At 42.2% G+C, this 23,307-nt stretch carries 21 protein-coding genes; 15 read left to right on the plus strand and 6 right to left on the minus strand.

What is annotated here, in order from left to right:
• Positions 1–113: 113 nt before the first annotated feature.
• From DW025_RS08105 to DW025_RS08115, 3 genes are all read left to right on the plus strand, one after another.
• A complete protein-coding gene (locus DW025_RS08105) occupies positions 114–416 on the plus strand; it encodes a type II toxin-antitoxin system RelB/DinJ family antitoxin (RefSeq protein ID WP_004851281.1) in 303 nt (100 codons plus the stop codon).
• Position 417: 1 nt separating this feature from the next.
• Entirely contained in the window at positions 418–738 is a 321-nt protein-coding gene (locus DW025_RS08110; protein ID WP_243104947.1) for a C-GCAxxG-C-C family protein, read from the plus strand.
• 145 nt (positions 739–883) lie between these two features.
• Complete coding sequence (locus DW025_RS08115; RefSeq protein WP_133302883.1) at positions 884–3,073, plus strand: DUF6070 family protein; 2,190 nt, start codon at positions 884–886, stop codon at positions 3,071–3,073.
• Here the strand turns inward: DW025_RS08115 and DW025_RS08120 are convergent.
• Both DW025_RS08120 and DW025_RS08125 read right to left on the minus strand, forming a co-directional pair.
• Complete coding sequence (locus DW025_RS08120) at positions 3,061–4,899, minus strand: BlaR1 family beta-lactam sensor/signal transducer (protein WP_119999539.1); 1,839 nt, start codon at positions 4,897–4,899, stop codon at positions 3,061–3,063. The two genes, DW025_RS08115 and DW025_RS08120, sit on opposite strands and share 13 nt — an antisense overlap.
• A 3-nt stretch (positions 4,900–4,902) precedes the next feature.
• Positions 4,903–5,286: a BlaI/MecI/CopY family transcriptional regulator gene (locus tag DW025_RS08125; RefSeq protein ID WP_119999541.1), complete on the minus strand. Its 384-nt coding sequence runs from the start codon at positions 5,284–5,286 to the stop codon at positions 4,903–4,905.
• A 221-nt stretch (positions 5,287–5,507) separates the two neighbouring features.
• Here DW025_RS08125 and DW025_RS08130 point away from each other — a divergent pair, with 221 nt between their 5' ends.
• From DW025_RS08130 to DW025_RS08160, 9 genes are all read left to right on the plus strand, one after another.
• The gene (locus tag DW025_RS08130; RefSeq protein WP_117548856.1) at positions 5,508–5,942 is read left to right on the plus strand and encodes a hypothetical protein; all 435 of its coding nucleotides are present in this window, start codon (positions 5,508–5,510) and stop codon (positions 5,940–5,942) included.
• A gap of 138 nt (positions 5,943–6,080) precedes the next feature.
• Positions 6,081–7,670: a family 43 glycosylhydrolase gene (locus DW025_RS08135; RefSeq protein ID WP_119999543.1), complete on the plus strand. Its 1,590-nt coding sequence runs from the start codon at positions 6,081–6,083 to the stop codon at positions 7,668–7,670.
• 24 nt (positions 7,671–7,694) lie between these two features.
• Positions 7,695–9,023 carry a Na+/H+ antiporter NhaC family protein gene (locus DW025_RS08140; RefSeq protein WP_118016583.1) on the plus strand — a complete coding sequence of 443 codons (1,329 nt, stop codon included), beginning with the start codon at positions 7,695–7,697 and terminating at the stop codon, positions 9,021–9,023.
• A 166-nt stretch (positions 9,024–9,189) separates the two neighbouring features.
• Positions 9,190–10,605, plus strand: coding sequence for an alanine/glycine:cation symporter family protein (locus DW025_RS08145; RefSeq protein WP_117548859.1), 1,416 nt, complete (start codon positions 9,190–9,192; stop codon positions 10,603–10,605).
• Positions 10,606–10,793: 188 nt separating this feature from the next.
• Positions 10,794–11,063 carry a hypothetical protein gene (locus tag DW025_RS08150; RefSeq protein WP_117548860.1) on the plus strand — a complete coding sequence of 90 codons (270 nt, stop codon included), beginning with the start codon at positions 10,794–10,796 and terminating at the stop codon, positions 11,061–11,063.
• 448 nt (positions 11,064–11,511) lie between these two features.
• Positions 11,512–11,661, plus strand: a complete 150-nt coding sequence (locus tag DW025_RS14845) for a hypothetical protein (protein WP_165854769.1) — start codon at positions 11,512–11,514, stop codon at positions 11,659–11,661.
• On the plus strand, positions 11,658–12,257 hold the full coding sequence (locus tag DW025_RS15355; RefSeq protein ID WP_330522025.1) for a hypothetical protein: 600 nt from the start codon (positions 11,658–11,660) through the stop codon (positions 12,255–12,257). Before DW025_RS14845 ends, DW025_RS15355 begins: the two co-directional genes overlap by 4 nt.
• Positions 12,258–12,587 carry an acyl-CoA thioester hydrolase/BAAT C-terminal domain-containing protein gene (locus DW025_RS15360; protein ID WP_330522027.1) on the plus strand — a complete coding sequence of 110 codons (330 nt, stop codon included), beginning with the start codon at positions 12,258–12,260 and terminating at the stop codon, positions 12,585–12,587.
• A 120-nt stretch (positions 12,588–12,707) separates the two neighbouring features.
• The gene (locus DW025_RS08160) at positions 12,708–13,580 is read left to right on the plus strand and encodes an acyl-CoA thioester hydrolase/BAAT C-terminal domain-containing protein (RefSeq protein WP_118016581.1); all 873 of its coding nucleotides are present in this window, start codon (positions 12,708–12,710) and stop codon (positions 13,578–13,580) included.
• 294 nt (positions 13,581–13,874) lie between these two features.
• Here DW025_RS08160 and carB read toward each other — a convergent pair whose 3' ends face one another.
• The 4 genes from carB to DW025_RS08185 form a co-directional block, all read right to left on the minus strand.
• Positions 13,875–17,102 (minus strand): carbamoyl-phosphate synthase large subunit, encoded by a 3,228-nt coding sequence (gene carB / locus DW025_RS08170; RefSeq protein WP_117548864.1) that lies wholly within the window; start codon positions 17,100–17,102, stop codon positions 13,875–13,877.
• A gap of 375 nt (positions 17,103–17,477) precedes the next feature.
• Positions 17,478–18,302 (minus strand): amino acid ABC transporter ATP-binding protein, encoded by an 825-nt coding sequence (locus tag DW025_RS08175; protein ID WP_004853032.1) that lies wholly within the window; start codon positions 18,300–18,302, stop codon positions 17,478–17,480.
• Entirely contained in the window at positions 18,286–18,996 is a 711-nt protein-coding gene (locus DW025_RS08180; protein WP_004853031.1) for an amino acid ABC transporter permease, read from the minus strand. Before DW025_RS08180 ends, DW025_RS08175 begins: the two co-directional genes overlap by 17 nt.
• 60 nt (positions 18,997–19,056) lie before the next feature.
• On the minus strand, positions 19,057–19,947 hold the full coding sequence (locus DW025_RS08185; RefSeq protein WP_117548865.1) for a transporter substrate-binding domain-containing protein: 891 nt from the start codon (positions 19,945–19,947) through the stop codon (positions 19,057–19,059).
• 247 nt (positions 19,948–20,194) lie between these two features.
• Between DW025_RS08185 and DW025_RS08190 the strand changes: the two genes are divergently transcribed.
• From DW025_RS08190 to DW025_RS08200, 3 genes are all read left to right on the plus strand, one after another.
• On the plus strand, positions 20,195–20,872 hold the full coding sequence (locus DW025_RS08190; protein WP_117548866.1) for a TIGR00266 family protein: 678 nt from the start codon (positions 20,195–20,197) through the stop codon (positions 20,870–20,872).
• Positions 20,873–21,184: 312 nt separating this feature from the next.
• Positions 21,185–22,468 carry an aminotransferase class I/II-fold pyridoxal phosphate-dependent enzyme gene (locus DW025_RS08195; protein WP_117548867.1) on the plus strand — a complete coding sequence of 428 codons (1,284 nt, stop codon included), beginning with the start codon at positions 21,185–21,187 and terminating at the stop codon, positions 22,466–22,468.
• A 371-nt stretch (positions 22,469–22,839) separates the two neighbouring features.
• The gene (locus DW025_RS08200) at positions 22,840–23,301 is read left to right on the plus strand and encodes a 6-carboxytetrahydropterin synthase (RefSeq protein WP_117548868.1); all 462 of its coding nucleotides are present in this window, start codon (positions 22,840–22,842) and stop codon (positions 23,299–23,301) included.
• The last annotated feature ends 6 nt before the right edge of the window (positions 23,302–23,307 follow it).

Raw genomic sequence — 23,307 nt, forward strand, 5'->3', positions numbered from 1 at the left:
AACGCATAAAAATACCCTCCTTACTGGTTGTCCAGTAAAGAGGGTACATATCAGCAATACGGCGCTTTTTTGTTATATTATAAAGAGAATTGAGTGATTAGGAGGTTGAGCAAATGGCAAGTACGATTCAAGTTAGAGTGGATGATGAATTAAAAGTAAAATCAGATGAATTGTTTAGAGATTTAGGTACGGATACAACAACAGCAATTCGTATTTTTTTAACGCAGGCACTGGCTGCAAATGGCTTTCCGTTTGAAATAAAGAGGATAAGTAAAAATCCATATGAAAAAATGACAGAGAATGAAATTCTTGAAAAGTTAGAGAAGTCTCGTGAGCATGCTGCACAGGGAAAGTATAGGGATGCAGCTGAAGTTTCCCGTGATATGAGGGCAATAAACAGGAACGGAGAAATATGAGATGAACAAACATATAGAAAAAGCAATGAGCATAAGAAATGAAAATCCAATGGTGAGCAACTGTGCGCAGACAATTCTGAGAGCTTATGCAGAAGAACTTGGAATTACCGGTGACATGGCGGCGAAGCTCAGTTCCAATTTCGGCGGTGGCATGAAGTGCGGCTTGACATGCGGTGCGATCACAGGAGGACTTATGGTGCTTGGCGATCTTGTCGTTGAGAATCCTTATGTCATAAATCAGTTCAGGCGCAGGATAGCAGATAACCACAATGGCATTCCTCTGTGTTGCCGGGAGTTACTTAATCGCAGGGCAAAGTTATAAGTAATTAGTATTGACACAGCAATAAACTCCTTTATAATAAATATTACAAACGTAATATTTATTATAAAGGAGTTTTAATATGATGAGCTTATATTTTTTTATCTCGAAATACTACATATGTAATATATGCAAGAAGTTATATTGTATGCTGCTTTTGGTTGGCATAGCCATATTGTTATGCAGTTGTTCCAATAAAAAAGCAGTGACGGACGCAGAGCGGACAGTTATTGATTTTAGTATATCTGATGAAAATCAGTTTATTGCAGATTTGGATGATATATATTCATCCTGTCAGGATATGAAACGCAAGACCGAGGAAGAAAAACTGAATCAGACTAGGACCGTAATAGAATCAATGGGAAGTAAGGGGTACATAGCTGTGGATGTGGAGAATCAGATCAATATGGCAAATGCAAAGAATGCCGAGATGTTTTTATCAGAGGTGGCTGAAGACAGAGATGCGGGATGTACAATACTGCAGGTCATGTATGATAAGTCCTTTGTAAGGTTTGATTTTAAATCAGGCGGTAACAATGTGATGATAGCCAGACGATTCTATGTGTGGGATAATAACAGTTTTGTCGAAAAAAATGAGGAAAAATATAAGGCCTATACATGGAAATACACAGATGGATATCTATTTTTTGAGAGGTACAGGATGGGAGGATATGACGGAGATTCTGCGTATACGGCATTACGAGTTGAGCCCCTGGATGAGAAATTAAGGGTACTTAACAGAAAGTATATCAAGACGATTGGATATGATTCGAATAATTTATTTACCACAAACTGGGATGAATCAGATATGAACAGAATAAATTATTATGATATCTATGAGGCACTTTACAAAATGAAATATGGTGTGTCCAGTCCCTATTCGGAGGAGGGGGTCACATATATGATAGAAGAAGAGTTATATGAGAAGGTGTTTCAGGAGTATTTGCCTGTGTCTACAGACGTACTTCAGCATGTCAATGTGTATGATGTGTCTAGACAAATGTATCAGTACAGAACGAGGGGGATGTTTGATCACAGTGTAACACCATTGGTTCCATTTCCAGAGGTAGTGGATGCTGAGCATAATGCTGACGGAACAATAACCCTCATAGTAAATGCTGTTTCGGAGAAGGATGAGAGTGGCAGATTATTTACACATAAAGTTACAATAAAGGAGAAAGAAAATGATGGATTTGAGTATGTGTCAAATGATGTTCTGACGATGGGCAAGGAGGGGATATATTGGTACAGAGACAGGCTTTCTGATAAAGAGTGGCAGGAGCACTACGGAGATAAGACCATCACAATAAATCAGAATGGAAATGTTATTGATGATAGTCTGTTATCCGATGACGAAATGGAGAATGTTAAAGTAAATATAATAGGAATATTGCAGTCAGATGCCATAAGAAAGTTGTATGAGGATGAAAATATTTCGGATAATAGTGATTTAATATATGGTGCAGTAGATATCTTAGGAATCAGTGGACTGATATGTTTTGCTGATGATACCAATATGTATAATTATCAGCTATTTCAGTCATTTTATAGAAAATATACAGATGGTGGAGGGCGTGATTACATTTGCGTATATAGGGTAAACAGGGATGCAAGCGTGACGGAGATGACATTTGTGTATGATGACAGCCGGATACAGATGATTTTCAACACAGCAAAATTCGAGAATCATGACTGGAAGTTTATAGCGACTGGCATACGGGATTTAAAAGATATGAAACTCACACAAAAAGGCTACTTTATATATACATATTCAAATATAATAGCTCATGGTGGGCTGAAGGAGTATTTCAGAGTCAGTCCGTTGACGGATGAATGCAGGGAACTGACAAGAAAATATGTGTATGGGCTTAGTTATGTGAATTACAATATGCTTGTTATCGATTGGGATGAGTCAAATGCATCAGATATACTTGTGCCGTGTATGTTTGATGATATATACAGACTGTACACTGGTGAAAATCTAAAACCTGATGGTGGATGGATAGATGCAGACAAATATGAGTCTGTTATGTTGTCAATGTTCCCTGTCACTGTGACGGAGTTGAGGGATAATTGTGATTACAATTCAGAAAAAGATTCGTACAGATATCATGTCATCCTTGGAAAACAGTATCCACCATTCGGAGAGGTTGTGGACTATGCCTACAACGATGATGGAACTGTTACACTTATTGTTGATGCGGTGTGGGCTGACAAGGGATCGGACATTGCATTTAGAAATACACTTACAGTAAAACCGGAAGAAGATGGTACTTTCAAATATATGTCAAATCATATAGAGAAGATGGAATGTGACATACCAGTTTATTCTGACTGATATCCATATGCATATATTCCGAGATCACGCAGTATTGACAGAGAGATCTTCGATGCGGAAAGTCCGTCCGCTGATAAAAACTGATTGTCATTTTCTGAAAGTGATATATTCGTGGCGAAAAAGTAATCATTATCATTAGATGTAATAAATCCAACGAACCAGCCGTTTATATTTACATCATTAACTCTGCCGGTACCTGTCTTGCCATACAGACTTTTTCCATCTGAGTTTGCTATAAACATGGACTCCATGACTGTATCCACATTTGTCTTAGACAGTTTCCAATCATTATTTTTCAGGTGGCATAGCAGTTCTACCTGCTCTACCGGGGATATAGTCAGAGAGGATTCCAGCCAGTAACAGTTTTGAACTGAATTGATATTCTGATTTCCATATTCGATAAGACTGAGAAAATTTTTCACATCTGTGTGGCCCATAGCTGCATCCAGATTGTCAAAATACCAGTTTACAGATTCGGTCATGGCAGATCGAAGTGTCTGGTCTGTGTTCCAGGCATCAAAAGGGTAAGAGCTCCCATCCCAGCGCATAAATGAGTTGTCGGAAGTTATGATGCCATGTTCAAGAGCCATCACTGCGTCATATATTTTATATGTAGAATCCGGTGAAGTGCGGCATAGAGCTCTGTCCTGGTTATAGATAAACCATTTATCATTTCCTTTGTCGTACAGCACAAAACAGCCGTTGTAGCCCAAAAAGTAGCTGGATAGATCCAAGGATTCCAGATTCACTGGGGCAAAATCCTTGTATTGTGTATCATCCAGAGCATATACAGATAATGGCGCACATACAGTCATCAGCAATATGATAATGAAAAATGCATATATACATTTTCGTTTTTCTCTCTTGGTGACAGGTTTGAAATTAACAATAAGCTGAAGTCTTGTTTTAAGTAATTTTTTCCTGCTTTTGCTCTTGAATGATAGCGATGATGAACTACTGAATCTACTTGCAGCCGCACGGAGGATGGTCTGTCCATACTTCACAGCATAGCTTTGACCAAGGTACTGCAATACATCATTGTCACATGCTTTTTCTCTGTCATGTCTTGCTGTATGTAATGTGTATATAACAACAGGATTGAACCAATACAGTATGCAGAATATACAGATAAACATATTCACGGCATTGTCTTTGCGTTTAAAATGTTGTAGTTCATGTAACAAAATATGTCTCAGGTCGGTTATTGTGTAATCGGATATGCAGTCGTTGATTTGCCGTGGAATATATATAACAGGGCGGAATACACCTACAATGACCGCTCCAGATAAAGCAGAGGAGGAATATAATTTCGGTTTGTATCTGCGCACATTGCAGAGCTCAAGGCATTCCGAATATATATTCAATATGACAGTATCGTCGGTGACTGGAACAGCAGATTTTTTCAGCTTGTATAGTGATATGCCTGACACTATTAAACGGATAGAAAATATGTAAACTCCGGCAAGCCAGATAATAAAAAGGAGCTTTGGATATATTGTAGATGTACTGTTTACAGATACAGCAAAGTCGTTCATCCAGTTCACATTCGATGAAGGGCTGGTATTGATAGGCACAGGAGTAACTGTATTTGCGGCAGAAGTACCTCTGTGAAATAATGATCGTATGAAACCTATGGCTTGGAATATAAATGAATTATTTACAGGGATAAATGGAATTACGAGAAGAAACAGCACAATATATATGGTGTTGTATCTGCCGTTACATGTTAGCTGTTTTCTGAACATAAATCGAACAAATATCAGTAGCAGCAGAGATAAACTTATGGATATATTGCTTATAAAAAAATGTGTGAAAAATTCAGTCAAGCCTTATTTCCTCCCGGTGCCTTTTCCATTTAATATGTCTTGAAGTTCCTTTATATCATCAGCACTAAGTTCATCACTAGCCACAAACGCAGAAACCATGTCTGATATGTGTCCATTGAAAAACTTCTTTAGAAAAGATGAGCTTTCATGTTTTCGATATTCCTCCTGACTGATGACAGGGGAGTAGACAAACATGCGCCCCTTTTTATCATAGGAGATGGCGGACTTATCAGAAAGTCTTTTGATGAGAGTCTGGATAGTCCTGGGATTCCATGAAGTGGTCTGCAATAGTTTGTCAGTAATGTCATTTGTGCTTATAGGGGCATATTTCCATATAACCTTCATAACTTCATATTCAGCTTCGGAAATCTGGGGAATGTGTTTCATAGATTATACTCCTTTAATACTACATTTGTAATAACAGTATAAAGATTATGGGGTGGGGTGTCAATTGTGTTGTGGAGGTTTGTTCAATGTTAGTCTGGATAGGAATAATTTTTTTGATCTGCAAGATATGAAGAAACTCTCCAAAAAGGATTGTTTAGCAGAGTATATAATTTTCAAACACCGGGTAACATACTCATATACAGGCTAAGGAGGTATATGAGATGATATCACCAGACACAATAAAGCTGCTCAGGGAATGTGATGCCGGGATCAAGATGGGTGTTTCGTCTATTGATGAGGTGCTCGGATATGTGCACGCGGCGAAGATGAAGAAGACACTTATAGAATGTAAGGAGGAGCACAACGCAATAAAACAGGAGATACGGAAGCTGCTGGATGAGTACCATGACGATGGCAAGGATCCAAATCCAATAGCAAAGGGCATGTCCTGGATCAAGACAAATGTGAAACTCATAGTGGATGAGTCGGACAATACCATAGCGGAGCTTATGACGGATGGCTGCAATATGGGTGTGAAGTCGCTGAACAAATATCTGAACGAATACAATGCAGCAGATGACAGGGCGAAGGATAAGACGAAGAGACTCATAGAGCTTGAGAAGAAACTCTGCGAGCAGATGCAGCCTTTTTTATAAGTGCTTGTTGACTAAAAAAGTTTTATTAAATATACTTGTAAATATGAAAACCCAACATGTCTGTAGATGACGCGGATCATGTTGGGTATTTATTGTTTTAGTGAAACAGAAAAAATTGATACAAGAAGGAGAAGATATATGAACAGGCAGGTTTACAACCCTTTTTTGCCGTTGAATGAGTACATACCTGACGGCGAGCCGCATGTATGGGGCGACAGGGTTTATCATTATGGATCTCACGATAAGGAGGGCGGTTACACGTTCTGTATGCAGGATTATGTGGTGTACTCCGCGCCGGTAAAAGATCTGACAAGCTGGCGATGCGAGGGTATTACATACAGGGCGAGCCAGGATCCGGCATACCCGGAGCTGAAGTATATGTACGCGCCAGATGTCGTGAGGGGAAATGACGGCAGATATTATCTGTATTACTGTATGGGCGGTGACTACGGTTACGGCGGATATACAGGTCCGATCAGTGTAGCTGTGTGTGATACACCGGCGGGCAAATACGAATATCTTGGTCATGTGCAGTACAAGGACGGTACTGTTATGAAGAAGTACATTTGCTTTGATCCGGCAGCCATGAATGATGACGGAACCATTAGGATATTCTACGGAACCCAGTACGGATACGAGGAGGAGCCTGATTTCCTGACAAATGGCAGGCTGGATGATGAGGTATCTATGTTTGGAAGAACAAAGGAGGAGATACTTGGCTACAAGGACAGCATCATGGGACCGATCATGGTGGTGCTTGAGGACGATATGCTGACGGTTAAGGAAGAACCGAGGCACATCATACCTTATGCCGTGAAGGGAACATCATTTGAGAAGCATCCATTTTTCGAGGGTTCATCCATGAGAAAGGTGGGAGACAAATACTACTTTGTTTATTCGTCATGGCAGAACCATGAGCTGTGCTATGCTGTGAGCGATTATCCGGATCACGGATTTACATTTGGCGGAACAATAGTGTCAAATGGCGATGTGGGATATAAGGGAAGAAGTTTCGAGAACAAGCTGAATATGACCGGGACCACGCACGGAAGCATAGAGTGCATAGATGGTCAGTGGTACGTGTTCTATCACAGGCTCACACATAAGTCGGACTACAGCAGACAGGCCTGTGCCGAGAAGATATATATAGCTGCGGATGGACACATAGACCAGGTGGAGGTTACGAGCTGCGGTCTGAACGATGGCCCGCTTGTGGCAAATGGCACGTATCCGGCGGTGATAGCATGCAACCTGACAAATGGACATATGCCACACGGCTCCAACAGTATATACACGACAGAATTCCCTAATGTGACGAACAAGGGTGAGGATAGATTTATTGCGGAGATAGAGGATGGAACACTCATAGGGTATAAGTATTTTGCGCTTGAGGGCAGCAGTACATTTGGCGTGAATGTCAGATATGAGACGGATGCGAATAAGGTGGTGTACGAGGGACCTGTCAGGGTAGACGAGAGATGTGAGAATCAGGAGCAGATCAAGGATGCAAACGACCTGGCAGAAAATGTAGAAGGATACTTTGACATATGCGTGACAGAAGACGGTGAGAGTATTGGAAGAATAGATATACCTGTATCTGAAGATATCTCAGAGACAGAGTGGAGATGGTGCGAGAACAGAGTGGATTTCCCGGAGAGAGTCCATGCGGTGTATCTTGTATACCATGGCAGCAGAAAGCTTCAATTAAAAGATATCAGATTTAGGTAAAATAATGAAAGAAGAGGGAAAATTATGAAGAAGTCAAATGGTGCGGCACTGATACCTATATACGTCTTTCTTGTCCTGTATCTGGGACTTGGAATTTTGTTTGAGTACGTGCTGAAGATTCCGATGGGATTTTACAATATTCCGATAGTGGTCGCCTTCATGGTGGCGATATTTGTGGCATGTCTGCAGAACAGAAAGGTAAGCTTTGATGAGAAGCTTCAGATCATGGCAAATGGACTTACAGACAAAAATATAATAACCATGTTGCTCATATTCCTGACGGCGGGAATATTTGTGGGAGTCGTGGGGCGGAGCAGTGCCGAGAGTGTGGCATACTTTATGCTGAGTATCATTCCGGCGAGATTTTCCGTGGCAGTTCTGTTCGTTGTAGCATGCTTTGTCTCAACAGCTATGGGAACGTCTGTTGGAACAATAACACTTCTGACGCCTATAGGAGTTGCAGTTGCCGATGCGTCAGGATTTAATCTGCCGCTCTGTGTGGCGTCCATCATGGGCGGTGCGATGTTCGGAGATAACCTGTCGTTCATATCGGATACGACCATAGCAGCATGTAATGGTCAGGGGTGTGCCATGAAAGATAAGTTCAGGGCAAACTTCTGGATAGCATTTCCTGCGGCGATTGTGACGCTCATAGTAATCTTGGTTAAGTCATTCAATACTGAGATAGGCGGAGTAGTGAACCATGATTACAATATGATACAGATTATACCTTATGTTCTGGTACTCATAGGAGGAATAGTGGGATTTAATGTGTTTGTAGTCCTGATAGTTGGAATCGTGTCAGGTTCCATCATTATGCTTGCCACAGGGCAGACGGCAGCAGTGGATCTCCTGACGAATATGGGAAGCGGTGCAGCTGGAATGTTCGAGACGAGTATGGTTGCTGTACTTGTGGCTGCCATGTGTTCGCTCATCAGGGAGTATGGCGGATTTGAGGCACTGCTTTCGGCTATAAAGAAGGTGTTCAAGGGTGACAAGGGAGGTCAGCTCGGAATCGGACTTCTGGTTGGAGCCATGGACATAGCCACAGCCAACAATACGGTCGCGATAGTCATGGCAAATCCGATAGCAAAGGAGATGGCAGAGGATTATGGTATATCACCGAAGAGATCTGCGTCACTGCTTGATACATTTTCATGCATATTCCAGGGAATCATTCCTTACGGTGCTCAGATGCTTGTTGCAATATCAGCGGTGTCGGAGCTGGGACATGAGATATCAGCATTCCAGATAATTCCAAATCTGTTTTATCCAATACTTCTTCTTGTCAGTTCACTTGTGTGGATGCTTATAAGAAGTAATGACAAAACACATCTGGCAAAGAGACGGTAAAGAATATAAATTGACGAGATTTCGCAATATAATAAATAAATATTCGAAAAAACACGCAAAAAAGCAAGAAAAATCTTGAAAATGCGTGTTTTTTCGTTTTTATTTAAGAATTTTTATGCTATAATTTACACTTGTGAATTATAAATAAAAAAACAGGAGGAGAAACATGGACGCATTCACAAACTTTTTAGGCAAAGTTGATGATATTGTCTGGGGCTTGCCACTCATAATACTCATCATCGTCTGCGGAATCTATCTGACGATCAGACTTAAGTTCCTTCAGATAGTTCATCTGCCAAAGGCACTGAGATTCATGATTAAGAATGAGGAAGACGGTACAGGAGAGGTGACGAGCTTTGGCGCGTTATGTACAGCACTTTCAGCAACTATCGGTACAGGTAATATCGTAGGAGTAGCAACAGCTATAGGTATCCTTGCCGGTGGTCCCGGAGCACTTTTTTGGATGTGGATCGCAGCGCTTTTTGGAATGGCAACAAAGTATTCAGAGGGACTGCTTGCTGTAAAGTACAGAAAGATTGACGAGGATGGACACGTTCTCGGAGGACCTTTCTATTACATTGAGAGCGGTATGGGTCACAAGTGGAGGTGGCTTGCAAAGATATTTGCATTCTTCGGAGCATGCGTAGGTCTTATGGGTATCGGTACATTTACACAGGTAAATGGTATTGCTTCTGCAGTTCAGGCTTTCTTTGATCCTGACAAGGCCAATACAGTATCAATCCTTGGAAATGACTACTCAATAGCCATCGTCATCACAGCATTTATACTTGCAATCCTTGTAGGACTTGTCGTAATCGGTGGAATCCAGAGAATATCAAAGGTTTCTCAGGTTATAGTGCCATTCATGGCAGTTCTCTACATTGTGGTGTGTCTGGTTCTTATCATAGTTAATATAAATAAAGTTCCAGCTGCATTTGCAACAATAGTCAAGTGCGCATTTAAGCCTATGTCATTTGCAGGTGGTGTTACAGCAAGTCTTGCAATTGCCATGCAGAAGGGTGTTGCACGTGGTATCTTCTCGAATGAGGCTGGTCTTGGTTCTGCACCTATCGCAGCAGCAGCCGCTCAGACAAAGGAGCCTGTTCGTCAGGGACTTGTAACAATGACAGGTACATTTATTGATACTATCATCGTATGTACAATGACAGGTCTTTCAATCGTTATGATGGGAAGCTGGCAGGATGGCAGCCTTGAGGGAATCGCAGTCACAACTGATGCATTCCAGAAGGGACTTTTCTTTATGCCAGGTCAGGTTGCAGCATTCATCCTTATGATCTGCCTTGTATTCTTTGCATTTACAACTATCCTTGGCTGGGATTACTATGGTGAGAGGTGTCTTGAGTACCTCACAAATGGCAGCAAGGTTTCAGTTCAGATCTATCGTTGGTTATACATACTTTGCGTATTTATCGGACCATACATGACAGTTAAGGCTGTATGGACTATCGCTGATATATTTAACGGACTTATGGCGATTCCGAATATCATAGCACTGCTTGCACTCAGCAGTGTGGTTGTGGCAGAGACAAAGGATTACTTTGCACGCCACAAGGAACTGTAGGGTTCAATAGAAGTAAATATTTATATGTAATAATTGGGGAAGCACCTATCAGCAGTCAGGCAAAATTTTGTCTGGCTGCTCTTTTGCTTACAGTAGAAATGACCAATATGGAGCTGGTCCTAGAAAGTAAGTTTTGCGATAGATGATAGGGAAACTCTGTATTATAATATTTAATGGAGGAGTTTATTATGGGAAATACAATAACATTTTTACTTATAGTATTGGGAATTATGTTCTTGAGTGGCATTGCTATGGCAATACTTGCTCTATATTTCAATATCAAGAGGAAACATCCCATATTTTCAATCATATTTTCGATTATACTAATACCGCTGATTTGTATTCCGATACAGTTCACTGTTGGTTTTATGATTTCACGATTTATGTTGATAATTGTATTGATATATAGTGTGGCAATGATTGCAATGGCGGTAAAAAATTTCAAAACAAATGAATGAAATTGGATATATCAATTAAGTATTGAATATTATTGTTTGCTATAAGGTGTCTTCCCATCGATATATGTTTGGCATGAGTGAGGCTTGATGCTAATATAATATCAAAAGGTGCTACCGATAGACGGTCAATATCTTGGCTATCCCGTATATGATGATGGCTATGTTGTGCTGCTGGTAGTGAATTTTTCAGAAAGCATGATACATATTCTTCGATTTTTGCATCAGCAAGAGAAAACGCAGGAAGTGGCAAGGCTGTCTTTTATATAGAAGAATAATACGATGCAAATGGCATCCGCAAACACATCATCAGGTCTTAGAAGATGTGTTTGCGGGTGCTTTTTTATTTGCGGGAGTTTTTTTGATTTATAAAGCAATAACAGTTGACAATAAAGTTAGTAGCGACTAACATTATGGTTGTTAAGAGAATTGGATCAGGGGGATGTAACAAATGAAAGGTTCTGAGACTATAAAAGAAACACTGCACAAGGCGGATTGTGTCTTATATCTGGTTGCTGACAGAAGAGATAAAGTTGTCATTGTGTTATCAGGCAGCGAGGGCGGTCTGGAGCATACAGGAAAATGGAGGGAAAAGTTGTGAAAAAACAGTTTTTTGAGATCGAGAAGGACGGATTCTATGGAACATATTACGAGAATCCAAATGGGGCTGACTGTGCATTCATAGGACTGTTTGGAGACGATCCGAATGATTTTATGGCGAAGTGCGGAGCAAAGTGGCTGCACAAAAATGGTGTGAACGCACTCTGCATATCTCCCGGAAAGAAGAATTACAGCCATGTAAATAACCCGCTTGAGAGAATAGAGACGGCTATTGCATGGCTGAAAAGTTATGAAAACCGGAAAATAGGAATCATGGGAATGAGTACAGCTGGCATGGATTCCCTGGTTGCGGCGTCGTATTTTCCTGATATCACATTGACATTTGGACTTACGGCAAGTGACTTTGTATGGCAGGGATTTGAACAGGGCAACAAAGACGGATGTAAGGAATGGCCGATACCGGGTGCATCGACTCTTTCGTGGAGAGGCGAGCCTCTTGCTTACATGCCATTTGTGTATGAGCATCCTGTGTACTGGCAGAAAATCGAGGAGGAGACAAAGGGCTCCGGCGACATTGAGCGCAGTACCTGCCTGTTTATTGATTCGGAAAAAGTCAGGGAACACACAGAAGAGTAAATGATCAAGGTTGAGAATATAAAGGGAAAGCTGTTTCTTATTGGCGCAGATGACGACTCATTCTGGGAGGCGGGCAAATACATCCGCAGAATGGATCAGCGACTGAAGGAACGTCCGCATACATGTGAGTATGTGCCGCTTGTGTATGAGCACGGAACCCATTTTGTGCTGCCGGAATCGATGCTTCGTATGGCACTTCCGATTGGACTGAAATTCGTCATGAAGTTTATATTCAAGGCTGCAAAGGATTATCCAAATGAGTGCGAGGCGACGAGAAAGGATATAGACAGAAGACTCTCAGCCGCACTTAAGGAATGGATACAGGAATGAAGGAGGCCAGCTTCATCGTACCAAGACTCTTGGACAGGGGGGATGAGTGCTGTAATTTCCATGTCACACGGATACAATGACGTTAAAAATAGACTATAGTCCAATAGGAGAAGGGACTTTATGAAGAAATCAAAATATACATATCTGAAGGATGGATTTGAGGGGATCTTGTATGACACAGAAAGTGAGGATGACAGACTGCTTATCGTCATCCAGGGACTAAAAGGACTGGAACTTCCTGAGAAGTATGCCGGGCTATTTGCAAAGAAGGGATACTCTGTTCTTGCCATGACATATTATGGTGCACCGGGACTTCCAGATACCATGAGGGCGATTCCATTGGAGATGTTCCAGACTGCTGTCGACCACATGAAGGAGTATGGATCCGGGAAATACAGAAGGTTCGGGATATATGGCAATTCTAAGGGCGCGGGAATGGCGCTGCTTGCTGCTTCGGTCGTGCCGGATATAAGTCTGGTTATAGCAGCATCAACATTTGGACATATCATGCAGGGCAGCGGCAAGGCTGATCTTGATCCTTGCAAGGCGATGGTTTCCTATCGTGGAAAAGACTTTCCGTATGTGTCAAATGCACATATGTTTTCCAATTTCCTGAAAAGATGCATAAAGGAACATCATATGCGCGTGCTGTACTTCTTTGAAGAGTGGGAGAAAAATGGAACGATAGAGAATGAGATCCCGGTTGAAAAGATATGCGGTGACATTCTTTTCCTCACATCGACCCACGATGAATCTGTGCCGTCAAAGCATGACTCGGAGCTGCTTATGGAGAGACTTAAGCGTGAGAACTTTACGCACGGTTACAGGCATATAAATTCGGAGACAGGCAGTCACAATCTGGGATATTTCCCGGTGAACAATGGCGCACTGCCTAGAGAGAAGAAATTCCCGCAGGAATGTCAGAAGGCGAGGGAAGATACACTTGCGATTATATTGAAGACACTCAGTTCGTGGAGTGTAGCAGATTTATAGTTTGAAACTAATCGAGAAGTGCAGTTTGACGAGAAAGACAATCAATAAAAAGCGCATAATATTTTCGCAAATCAAAAGAAAACCAGGAAAAAGATACAAAATTATTAGAAATTGTATCTTTTTCCCGGTTTTTATCATTCTAGCGAAAAATTTATGCAATTTTGAATGCTGAGCAAGCTTGCTAATCCACGAACCGGCAAACAGCAAGCTAAATAAACAGCCATGCCGCCAAGAAGCAGCTTCTGCCATCAATCAGCAGGGCCACCTGAGCGGCAAAACCGCCCGCGCCCGATATTACTCAGCGTCCTTTATCTCACTGTGAAGCTCCTGCAGTGACTTCACATCGCTGTCGCCATGTGCCTGAACGTACAGGATACCCTTTGCGGTTGCTCTTGCGCCTGCAATTGTAGTCACATAAGGAATCTTTGCCTTGATGGCAGCCTTTCTGAGGTAACTATCGTCGTGGGCACTTTCCTTACCGCTCGGAGAATTGATTATCAGGTCTATAGAGCCATTTGTTATAAGGTCATTGATGTTTGGCCTGCCCTCCTGGAGCTTTTTGACTTTCTCAGCTTTAACTCCGGCAGCCGTAATTATGGCATATGTTCCGCTTGTAGCAAGGATCTTGAAACCAGCTTTCTCGAAGAGCTGAGCGATCTCGATAACCTCATCCTTGTCCTTTCTGTTTACAGAGATCAGGACAGTTCCGCTTGTAGGAAGGAGAGTCTGTGTAGCCTCCTGAGCCTTGTAGAATGCCTCTCCGTAGTAGGTTGAAAGTCCGAGAACCTCACCTGTAGATCTCATCTCAGGTCCTAAGATCGGGTCAACCTCTGGGAACATGTTGAATGGGAATACAGCCTCCTTAACTCCGTAATATGGTATGTGCTGCTCCTTGAGAGCTGGAACAGGAGATGGTCTTCCTGTGAGCTCTGATGTGATGATATCAGTAGCGATAGGAACCATGCGCACGTTACATACCTTTGATACGAGAGGTACTGTACGGGATGCTCTAGGATTTGCCTCGAGAACATATACCTTGCCTTTCTCAATAGCGTACTGCATGTTCATAAGACCTACGACATGCATTTCCTCAGCGATCTTCTTTGTATATTCCTTGATAGTAGCAACATTCTCAGCAGTGATGTGTACTGAAGGAATGATGCAGGCTGAATCACCTGAGTGAATTCCGGCAAGCTCGATGTGCTCCATAACGGCAGGAACAAATGCGTGAGTTCCGTCGCTTATGGCATCAGCCTCACACTCAAGGGCGTGATTCAGGAATCTGTCTATAAGTATAGGTCTGTCAGGTGTGACACCAACGGCAGCTCTCATATATCCGTCAAGGCTCTCGTCATCGTATACGACCTCCATACCACGTCCACCGAGAACGTATGATGGACGGACCATGACTGGATAGCCAATCTTGTGAGCAATCTCAAGTGCCTCGTCAACAGTAGTAGCCATACCAGATTCTGGCATAGGGATATCAAGCTTATCCATCATCTCACGGAAGAGATCTCTGTCCTCTGCAAGATCGATGACAGCAGGAGATGTACCGAGGATCTTTACGCCGTTCTTCTCAAGGTCAGAAGCAAGGTTAAGAGGTGTCTGACCGCCGAACTGTGCGATGACGCCCACTGGCTTTTCCTTGTTGTAAATGCTGAGAACATCCTCAAGTGTAAGTGGCTCAAAGTAGAGCTTATCTGATGTATCATAGTCAGTTGAAACAGTTTCTGGATTACAGTTTACTATGATAGTCTCAAATCCGAGCTTCTTAAGTGCCAGTGATGCATGTACGCAGCAGTAGTCAAACTCGATACCCTGACCGATTCTGTTAGGACCTCCGCCGAGGATCATAACCTTTGGCTTGTCCTCATTTATCGGATTGCTGTCAGGTGCATTGTATGTGGAGTAGTAGTAAGCGCTGTCCTTTGTTCCACTTACGTGTACGCCTTCCCATGCCTCAGTAACTCCGAGCTCGATTCTCTTATTTCTGATGTCCTCCTCAGGAATCTCAAGAATCTGGCTGAGGTATCTGTCTGAGAAACCGTCTTTCTTTGCAGTGGTGAGTGCCTCGTCAGATGGGAGAGTGCCCTTGTGTGCTGCGAGTGCTTCCTCTTCCTCAACGAGTTCCTTCATCTGCTGGGCGAAGTAGTGCTTAACCTTTGTTATATCGAAAATCTCATCTACTGTAGCACCCTTTCTGAGCGCCTCGTACATGATGAAATGTCTGTCGCTTGATGGATGTGCAAGCATGCGCAATAGTTCATCCTTGCTCTTTGTATTGTAGTCCTTGGCGTAGCCGAGACCGTATCTTCCTGTCTCAAGGCTTCGGATAGCCTTCTGGAATGCCTCCTTGTAGGTCTTACCGATACTCATAACCTCACCTACGGCACGCATCTGGGTTCCGAGCTTGTCCTCAACACCCTTGAACTTCTCGAATGCCCAACGTGCGAACTTGATAACCACATAGTCACCGTCCGGAACGTATTTATCCAGTGTGCCGTACTTACCGCACTCGATATCCTTGAGGGTAAGTCCTGTTGCCAGCATGGCTGACACAAGGGCAATAGGGAATCCTGTAGCCTTTGATGCCAGAGCAGAAGAACGGGATGTTCTAGGGTTGATCTCGATTACGATGATTCTGTCAGATACAGGGTCATGTGCGAACTGTACATTTGTTCCACCGATGACCTCAACAGAGTCAACGATCTTGTATGCCTGCTCCTGAAGTCTCTTCTGAACGTCCTCAGAGATTGTAAGCATAGGAGCGGAGCAGAATGAATCACCTGTGTGTACGCCGAGAGGATCGATGTTCTCGATGAAACATACAGTGATCATATTGCCTTCGCAGTCACGTACAACTTCAAGCTCAAGCTCCTCCCATCCGAGGATTGACTCCTCAACGAGAACCTGACCTACAAGGCTGGCCTGGAGACCTCTTGCACAGACAGTCTTGAGCTCCTCCTTGTTGTATACGAGTCCGCCGCCGGCACCGCCCATGGTGTATGCAGGACGAAGAACAACAGGGTATCCGAGCTGATCTGCGATGGCGAGAGCCTCATCTACAGAGTAGGCAACCTCGCTTCTTGCCATTTCTATTCCGATTGCGTTCATGGATTTCTTGAATTCGATTCTGTCCTCACCGCGCTCAATGGCATCTACCTGAACACCGATGACCTTGACATTGTATTTGTCTAAGATGCCTTCTTTTGCAAGTTCAGCACAAAGGTTAAGTCCTGACTGTCCTCCGAGATTTGGAAGAAGAGCGTCAGGTCTCTCTTTTGCAATTATCTGCTCAAGTCTCTTGACATTGAGCGGCTCAATGTATGTGACATCAGCTGTCTCAGGATCTGTCATGATGGTAGCAGGGTTGGAATTGACCAATACGATCTCGTAACCAAGCTTCTTAAGGGCCTTGCACGCCTGAGTACCTGAGTAGTCGAACTCACATGCCTGACCGATGATGATTGGACCAGATCCTATTATCAGAACTTTGTTAATGTCTTCTCTTTTTGGCATATCTTTCTCCTTATTGTAAAATGATTCTTGTTCAGAGCGAGAGCACTGAAAACTACATGAAATCACACAAAATAAAGAAGTATTTTAATGTGATTTTAAACATTGCCGGACATCGTTTATTTTCTTTTATAAAAATGCCCAAATTATTGTTATTATAAAGTATAAGAGCCCAAAAGTACATAGCTAATAAGGAAATAAATTGAAAAAATGAACTTAAATATGAAATGGATCAAGAATTAAATTAAAGAGAATTATATTAAAAAGAAACAGGGAACAGCAGATAACGGTCTAAAAAAACCGGCAAGTATGAAATGCCATACATGCCGGATAAACTGCGATATTACAATCTGTCTTAAAAAACACAGATAAAATGTCTTATAACACCTTTGAAAGAAAATCCTTAAGTCTAGGATTCTTAGGGTTGCCGAAGAATTCCTCCGGTGTACCGGATTCAAGAATCTGTCCGTCGTCAATAAATACGACCTTATTGGCAACCTCCCTGGCAAATCCCATCTCATGGGTAACAATAATCATTGTCATGCCTTCATCTGCAAGAGCCTTCATGAGATCAAGAACCTCACCGACCATCTCAGGGTCAAGAGCGGAGGTTGGCTCATCAAACAGAATGACATCAGGATTCATGGCAAGAGCACGGACGATGGCAACACGCTGCTTCTGACCGCCTGAGAGAGTAGATGGATATACATCCGCCTTGTCCTCCAGACCGATCCTTTTCAGGAGTTCCTCAGCCTTTGCATGTGCCTCGGCAATTATCTCTGATTTTGTTGTTGTGATTTCCTGCTTTGTCTGCTTTTCCTTGCGGAAGAGATTGGTGACAGGAAGCAGAAGATTATGCCGCTTTGCCTTTTTCAGATCCTGACATCTGACATAGACAGGTGCAAGCATGATATTCTGTATAACAGTCTTGTTGTTATACAGGTTGAAATGCTGGAAAACCATACCCATATGACGGCGGTGTATGTTGATATCAACCTTAGGGTCTGCTATATCAACACCGTTGAATATAATCTGGCCGCCGGTAGGATCTTCCATACAGTTCAAACAGCGAAGAAATGTACTTTTACCAGAACCTGAAGGGCCGATAACAACCATTATATCGCCTTTGTCTATGGTGATATTGATGCCGTTTAAGACCTTGTTATCACCGAAGCTTTTTTCAAGATTAATGACGTCTATCACTCTTTCTCAGGCTCCTTTCCATTAATTTGATTCCCAGGCTGATGAGAAGCACCATCACGATGTAGATAAGTGCCATGACCAGATAAGGGACCATGAATTCGTAGCTGTTACTTCCGATGTAGTTGAATGCAACGTAGAGATCAGTTGCTCCGACAAAACTTACAACTGAAGTCTCCTTTATTAAAGAAATAAATTCATTTCCAAGGGTTGGCAGAATATTCTTGACTGCCTGAGGTATAACGATTTTGAGCATGGTAGTTGAAAAACTGAGCCCCATGGCACGTCCACCTTCCATCTGACCTGGATCAACGGAGAGTATACCACCACGCATGATCTCTGAGATGTAGGCACCGCTGTTGAGTCCGAATACAAGCATAGCCACCTGAACTCCTGTCATGTGTCCTCCCACTATAGGAAGAAGAACATAGTAGAAGAGAAGAAGCTGTACAACCATAGGTGTTCCACGGAAGAAACCTACATATACACTGCAGATTGCATCCAGAACTCTAGGCAGACGCTTGTACTTTGGAATTACCCTGACGGTAGCTATGAGGGTACCGATTATTATACCGATGATAAGACCGGCAATGGCTATTATCACAGTATTCTTCAGACCCTCGACTACCTTAACATACCCGTTGTTGTCGATGAATATTTCTATGAACTTTTGTATTTTTGTAGAAATGTCTCCCATGAAATATCCTTTCAAACATAATTGGCGTTAATACTAAAATTACTAAATCCGAATTAAAATTTACTGCATTGCGTTAAGAGCAGCAGTGATGCTGGCTGCAGGAGCAGCATCGATGATAACATAGTTGAGGTTACCATTTAAAAGATCCTGAACTGCAAGAGAACCGTTCTTGTAGCCTGTTGAAGTCATAGCAAGCTTTGTGAATCCCCAGTCTGCGTCACCCTCGCAGTAGAACTGTCCGGTAGTACCTGTCTGGAAACCAATCTTCATGTCTGAACCCTTAGCCTGAAGGATCTTGTTGACATCATCAGCTGTCTTGCACTCATCAAACTCTGTATTGTCTGATGTAACGATAAGCTTCTGAGAAGCCTTGTAGTATGAATCTGAGAAGCTTACATACTCCTCACGGTCTGGCTTTATAGTAAGACCTGCCATAGCGATATCACACTTGTGCTGACCAACTGAGAGACATACAGCATCGAAATCCATGTTCTGGATAACGAGCTCCTTGCCAAGCTTGTCTGCGAGAGCCTTAGCTATCTCCATATCGACACCATAGTAGTTCTCACCCTTTGTATACTCAAATGGCTCGAATGCAGCATTTGTTGCAACTACAAGCTGATCCTTGTTTGCATCGAGTGTTGCCGACTCAACGGCAACTGGCTCGCCGTCACCGAAATAGTGATTGCAGATCTCCTCAAATGATCCATCCTCGTTCATTGACTTGATGAAATCATTGACCTGTGTTAAGAGCTCAGGCTGATCCTTATCAACACCGAAAGCATACTGCTCGTCTGTAAGGTCAATCTCTATGACCTTTGCAGTCTTCTTTGATGATGAAGCACTCTCTGAAGCTGCCTCCGAAGAATCATCCTTGCTTCCACAAGCAGTAAGAGCTGTCATAGCCAGAACTGCTGACATTGAAATTGCTAATAAGTTTTTGAGTTTCATTTTTACATCTTCCTTTCATATTTTATCTGAATAAATATACCATTGTGTTTCAAAAAAAGCAATTAATATATGAAAAAACTCGTTCCAAAAGCGGGAAAAAGTGATATGCCTAATAAAAACAGGCTTTTATTCATGATTTATAAATAAACATTGTTATATGAATAGTATTTACTATATAATACATTTGTACCAATTAAAAAAATGAAACTCATATTTAAATATGAAGAATACAGGGAGGTAAGATTATATGAGATACGAGATCAAAGGCGGCATGATGCCTGTGGTAGAAATCATTCTGGAGGCAGGGGAATCTATAAACTGCGAAAAAGGTGCAATGGTATGGATGTCTCCGAATATGCAGATGCAGACATCAGGTGGCGGAGTAGGCAAGATGTTCACTAGGGCCATATCCGGTGAATCGATGTTCCGAAATACATATACGGCTCAGGGGGGACCTGGACTGATAGCATTCGGTTCAAGCTTTGTGGGAAATATCATGGCGGTTGAGATAGGACCTGGCAAGGAGATCATTTGTCAGAAGTCAGCATACCTTGCATCGACACCGGGGGTGAATCTGGAGATAGCTTTCCAAAAAAAAGTTGCAGGCGGTTTTTTTGGAGGTGAGGGATTTATTATGCAGAGGATTACAGGTCAGGGAATAGTGTTCCTTGAAATCGATGGTTCTGTTGTGGATTACATGCTTGCACCGGGACAGCAGATGGTTATTGACACAGGTTATCTTGCAATGATGGATGCAACATGTTCCTTGAACGCAGAGACAGTAAAGGGTGGTGCCATGAATATGTTATTTGGAGGAGAGGGATTCTTCAATACAGTGGTAACAGGCCCTGGCAGAATAACACTTCAGACCATGCCAAAATCGCAGCTTGCCGCTGAGATAGCATCCATGATACCATCCAAATAACCGCCAGAGTCATATAGTTAAGTCCACTACCAAAAGAACACTGCAGCATCTTTCAATGTCGGTCAACTTGAAAATAAAAAGTTAAATATATAATTTTGACGAAAATATAGTCGGATTTAGTATTTGAACTTAGATTTTTCAACCAAAATTTGCAAAATACTACAAACTTATGCGATTAAGGTCTAGACAACCGGAGAAATAAATTATATGATACAAGGGTTGAACGTTAGAATCGTCTATTTAATATAGAACGTTTTGACGTGCAACCCGGACATATAACTATAACATTGTTAGGTAGCAAGGGAGACTTTTATGAAAGCGTACAGTGAATTATCAAAAGAAGAGTTAATGGAACTTAGAGAGCAGCTGCTTGCGGCATATGAGGAGAAGAAGGCTCTTGGCCTGAACCTTGATATGTCAAGAGGAAAGCCATCACCAACCCAGCTTGGAGTATCTGTTGGTCTTATGGATGTTATCAACAGTGATTCTGATATGAAGTCAGAGTGTGGCATAGACTGCAGAAACTATGGGTGCCTTGATGGAATCCCAGAGGTCAAGAGACTTATGGCTGAGATGATGGGAACCACTGAGGATCATATCTTCATCGGTGGTAACGCAAGTCTTACTCTTATGTTTGACACTGTATCAAGAGCATATACACATGGAATAATGGGAGAGACACCTTGGTGCAAGCTTGACAAGGTGAAGTTCCTCTGCCCTGTTCCAGGATATGATAGACATTTTGCTATCACAGAGCATTTTGGAATAGAGATGATCAACATACCTATGTCAGAGACAGGTCCAGATATGGATATGGTTGAAGAACTTGTAAATTCAGATCCAACAGTAAAGGGTATATGGTGCGTGCCAAAGTACTCAAACCCACAGGGAATCTGCTACAGCGATGAGACAGTAAGAAGATTTGCAAATCTCAAGCCTGCGGCTAAGGACTTCAGGATCTTCTGGGACAATGCCTATGTCATCCATCATCTGTACGAGGACAATCAGGTAGAGATACTTGATATCATCGGGGAGTGTGAGAAGGCAGGCAATCCTGATATGGTATTTGAGTTTGCTTCAACATCAAAGGTAAGCTTCCCTGGTTCAGGAGTTTCAGCTATGGCTACATCACATGCAAATCTTGAGGATGCCAAGAAGCATTACACAATACAGACCATAGGAAACGATAAGGTAAATCAGCTCAGACATGCAAGATACTTCAAGAACCTTGACGGACTCAAGGAACATATGAAGAAGCATGCAGATTTCATGAGACCAAAGTTTGAGGCAACTCTCAAAGTCCTTGAGGAGGAGCTTGATGGACTTGGAATTGGTTCATGGATCAAGCCTCTCGGCGGATATTTCATATCATTTGACGCCATGGAGGGCTGTGCAAAGGAGATAGTTGCAAAGTGCAAGGAGGCTGGAGTTATTCTCACAGGTGCAGGAGCAACATTCCCATACCACAACGATCCAAAGGACAGCAACATCAGGATCGCACCTTCATTCCCTACACCGGAGGAGATGCAGCAGGCAACAGAGATATTTGTTCTCTGTGTAAAGCTTGTAAGTGTTCAGAAACTGCTTGAGGTGTAAAAGGCGACTTCTGTGCAACGACTCCGCGGGCTATATCAATTAAAGAAATACAATTAAAAAAAGTAATAATGGTCAAAAAAGATCTCATTCATATGGATGGGATCTTTTTTTGTGCGGCCATTCACATTATGACTGTTTGACCGATTTTGTGATTATTCAGTCAATAACGATCAAACGAACAAAGAAATATGAACAGCGCAAACGGTTGAAAACTTCTGATTATACACAAAGTTACAAAATATTCATAAATTAGCCATAATTTTGGCGATTTTTCATCATTGATATATCACAATTAGGTATCTATAATCTAGAGGTGATAAGAATAGGTTTATTGTGTCGTAATCTGACATAGAGAGCAGGGAGGTGGCTGGTTGTTTAATTATTATATATACAGATCCTACTTCAATGCCAGGCACAGCTTCAACGGTGACAGGGAGAAGATGCACGGGCATTCATTTACGATCGTCACATATATAGGAATGAAGGACCAGAGTGAGGATATACCTTTCTTCAAGCTGGAGGCGATAGTTTCGGCGTTCATAGATCAGTACAGAGGCAAGTATCTGAATGAGCTTCCTGAGTTTCAGGGGTGCGAGAATACGCTCGAGACGATTGGCGATTATTTCTATGAAGAACTCAGACAAAGACTTGAGAAGAATGGAATGGAGCTTTATCAGCTTGATATATCCGAGAATCCGCTCTGCGTGTATCAGGTGTCAGACAGACTGTTGCTGCCTACTATGAATATGGATACGAGTAACAGGAATTATCAGAAGATATTTGACGACATACTGAGACTTGAGAGTATGACAGGAGCAAACAACTTACAATAGATTTTA

It is taken from the genome of Coprococcus sp. AF38-1 (assembly GCF_003603945.1).
Taxonomy (GTDB): Bacteria; Bacillota; Clostridia; order Lachnospirales; family Lachnospiraceae; genus Coprococcus; species Coprococcus aceti.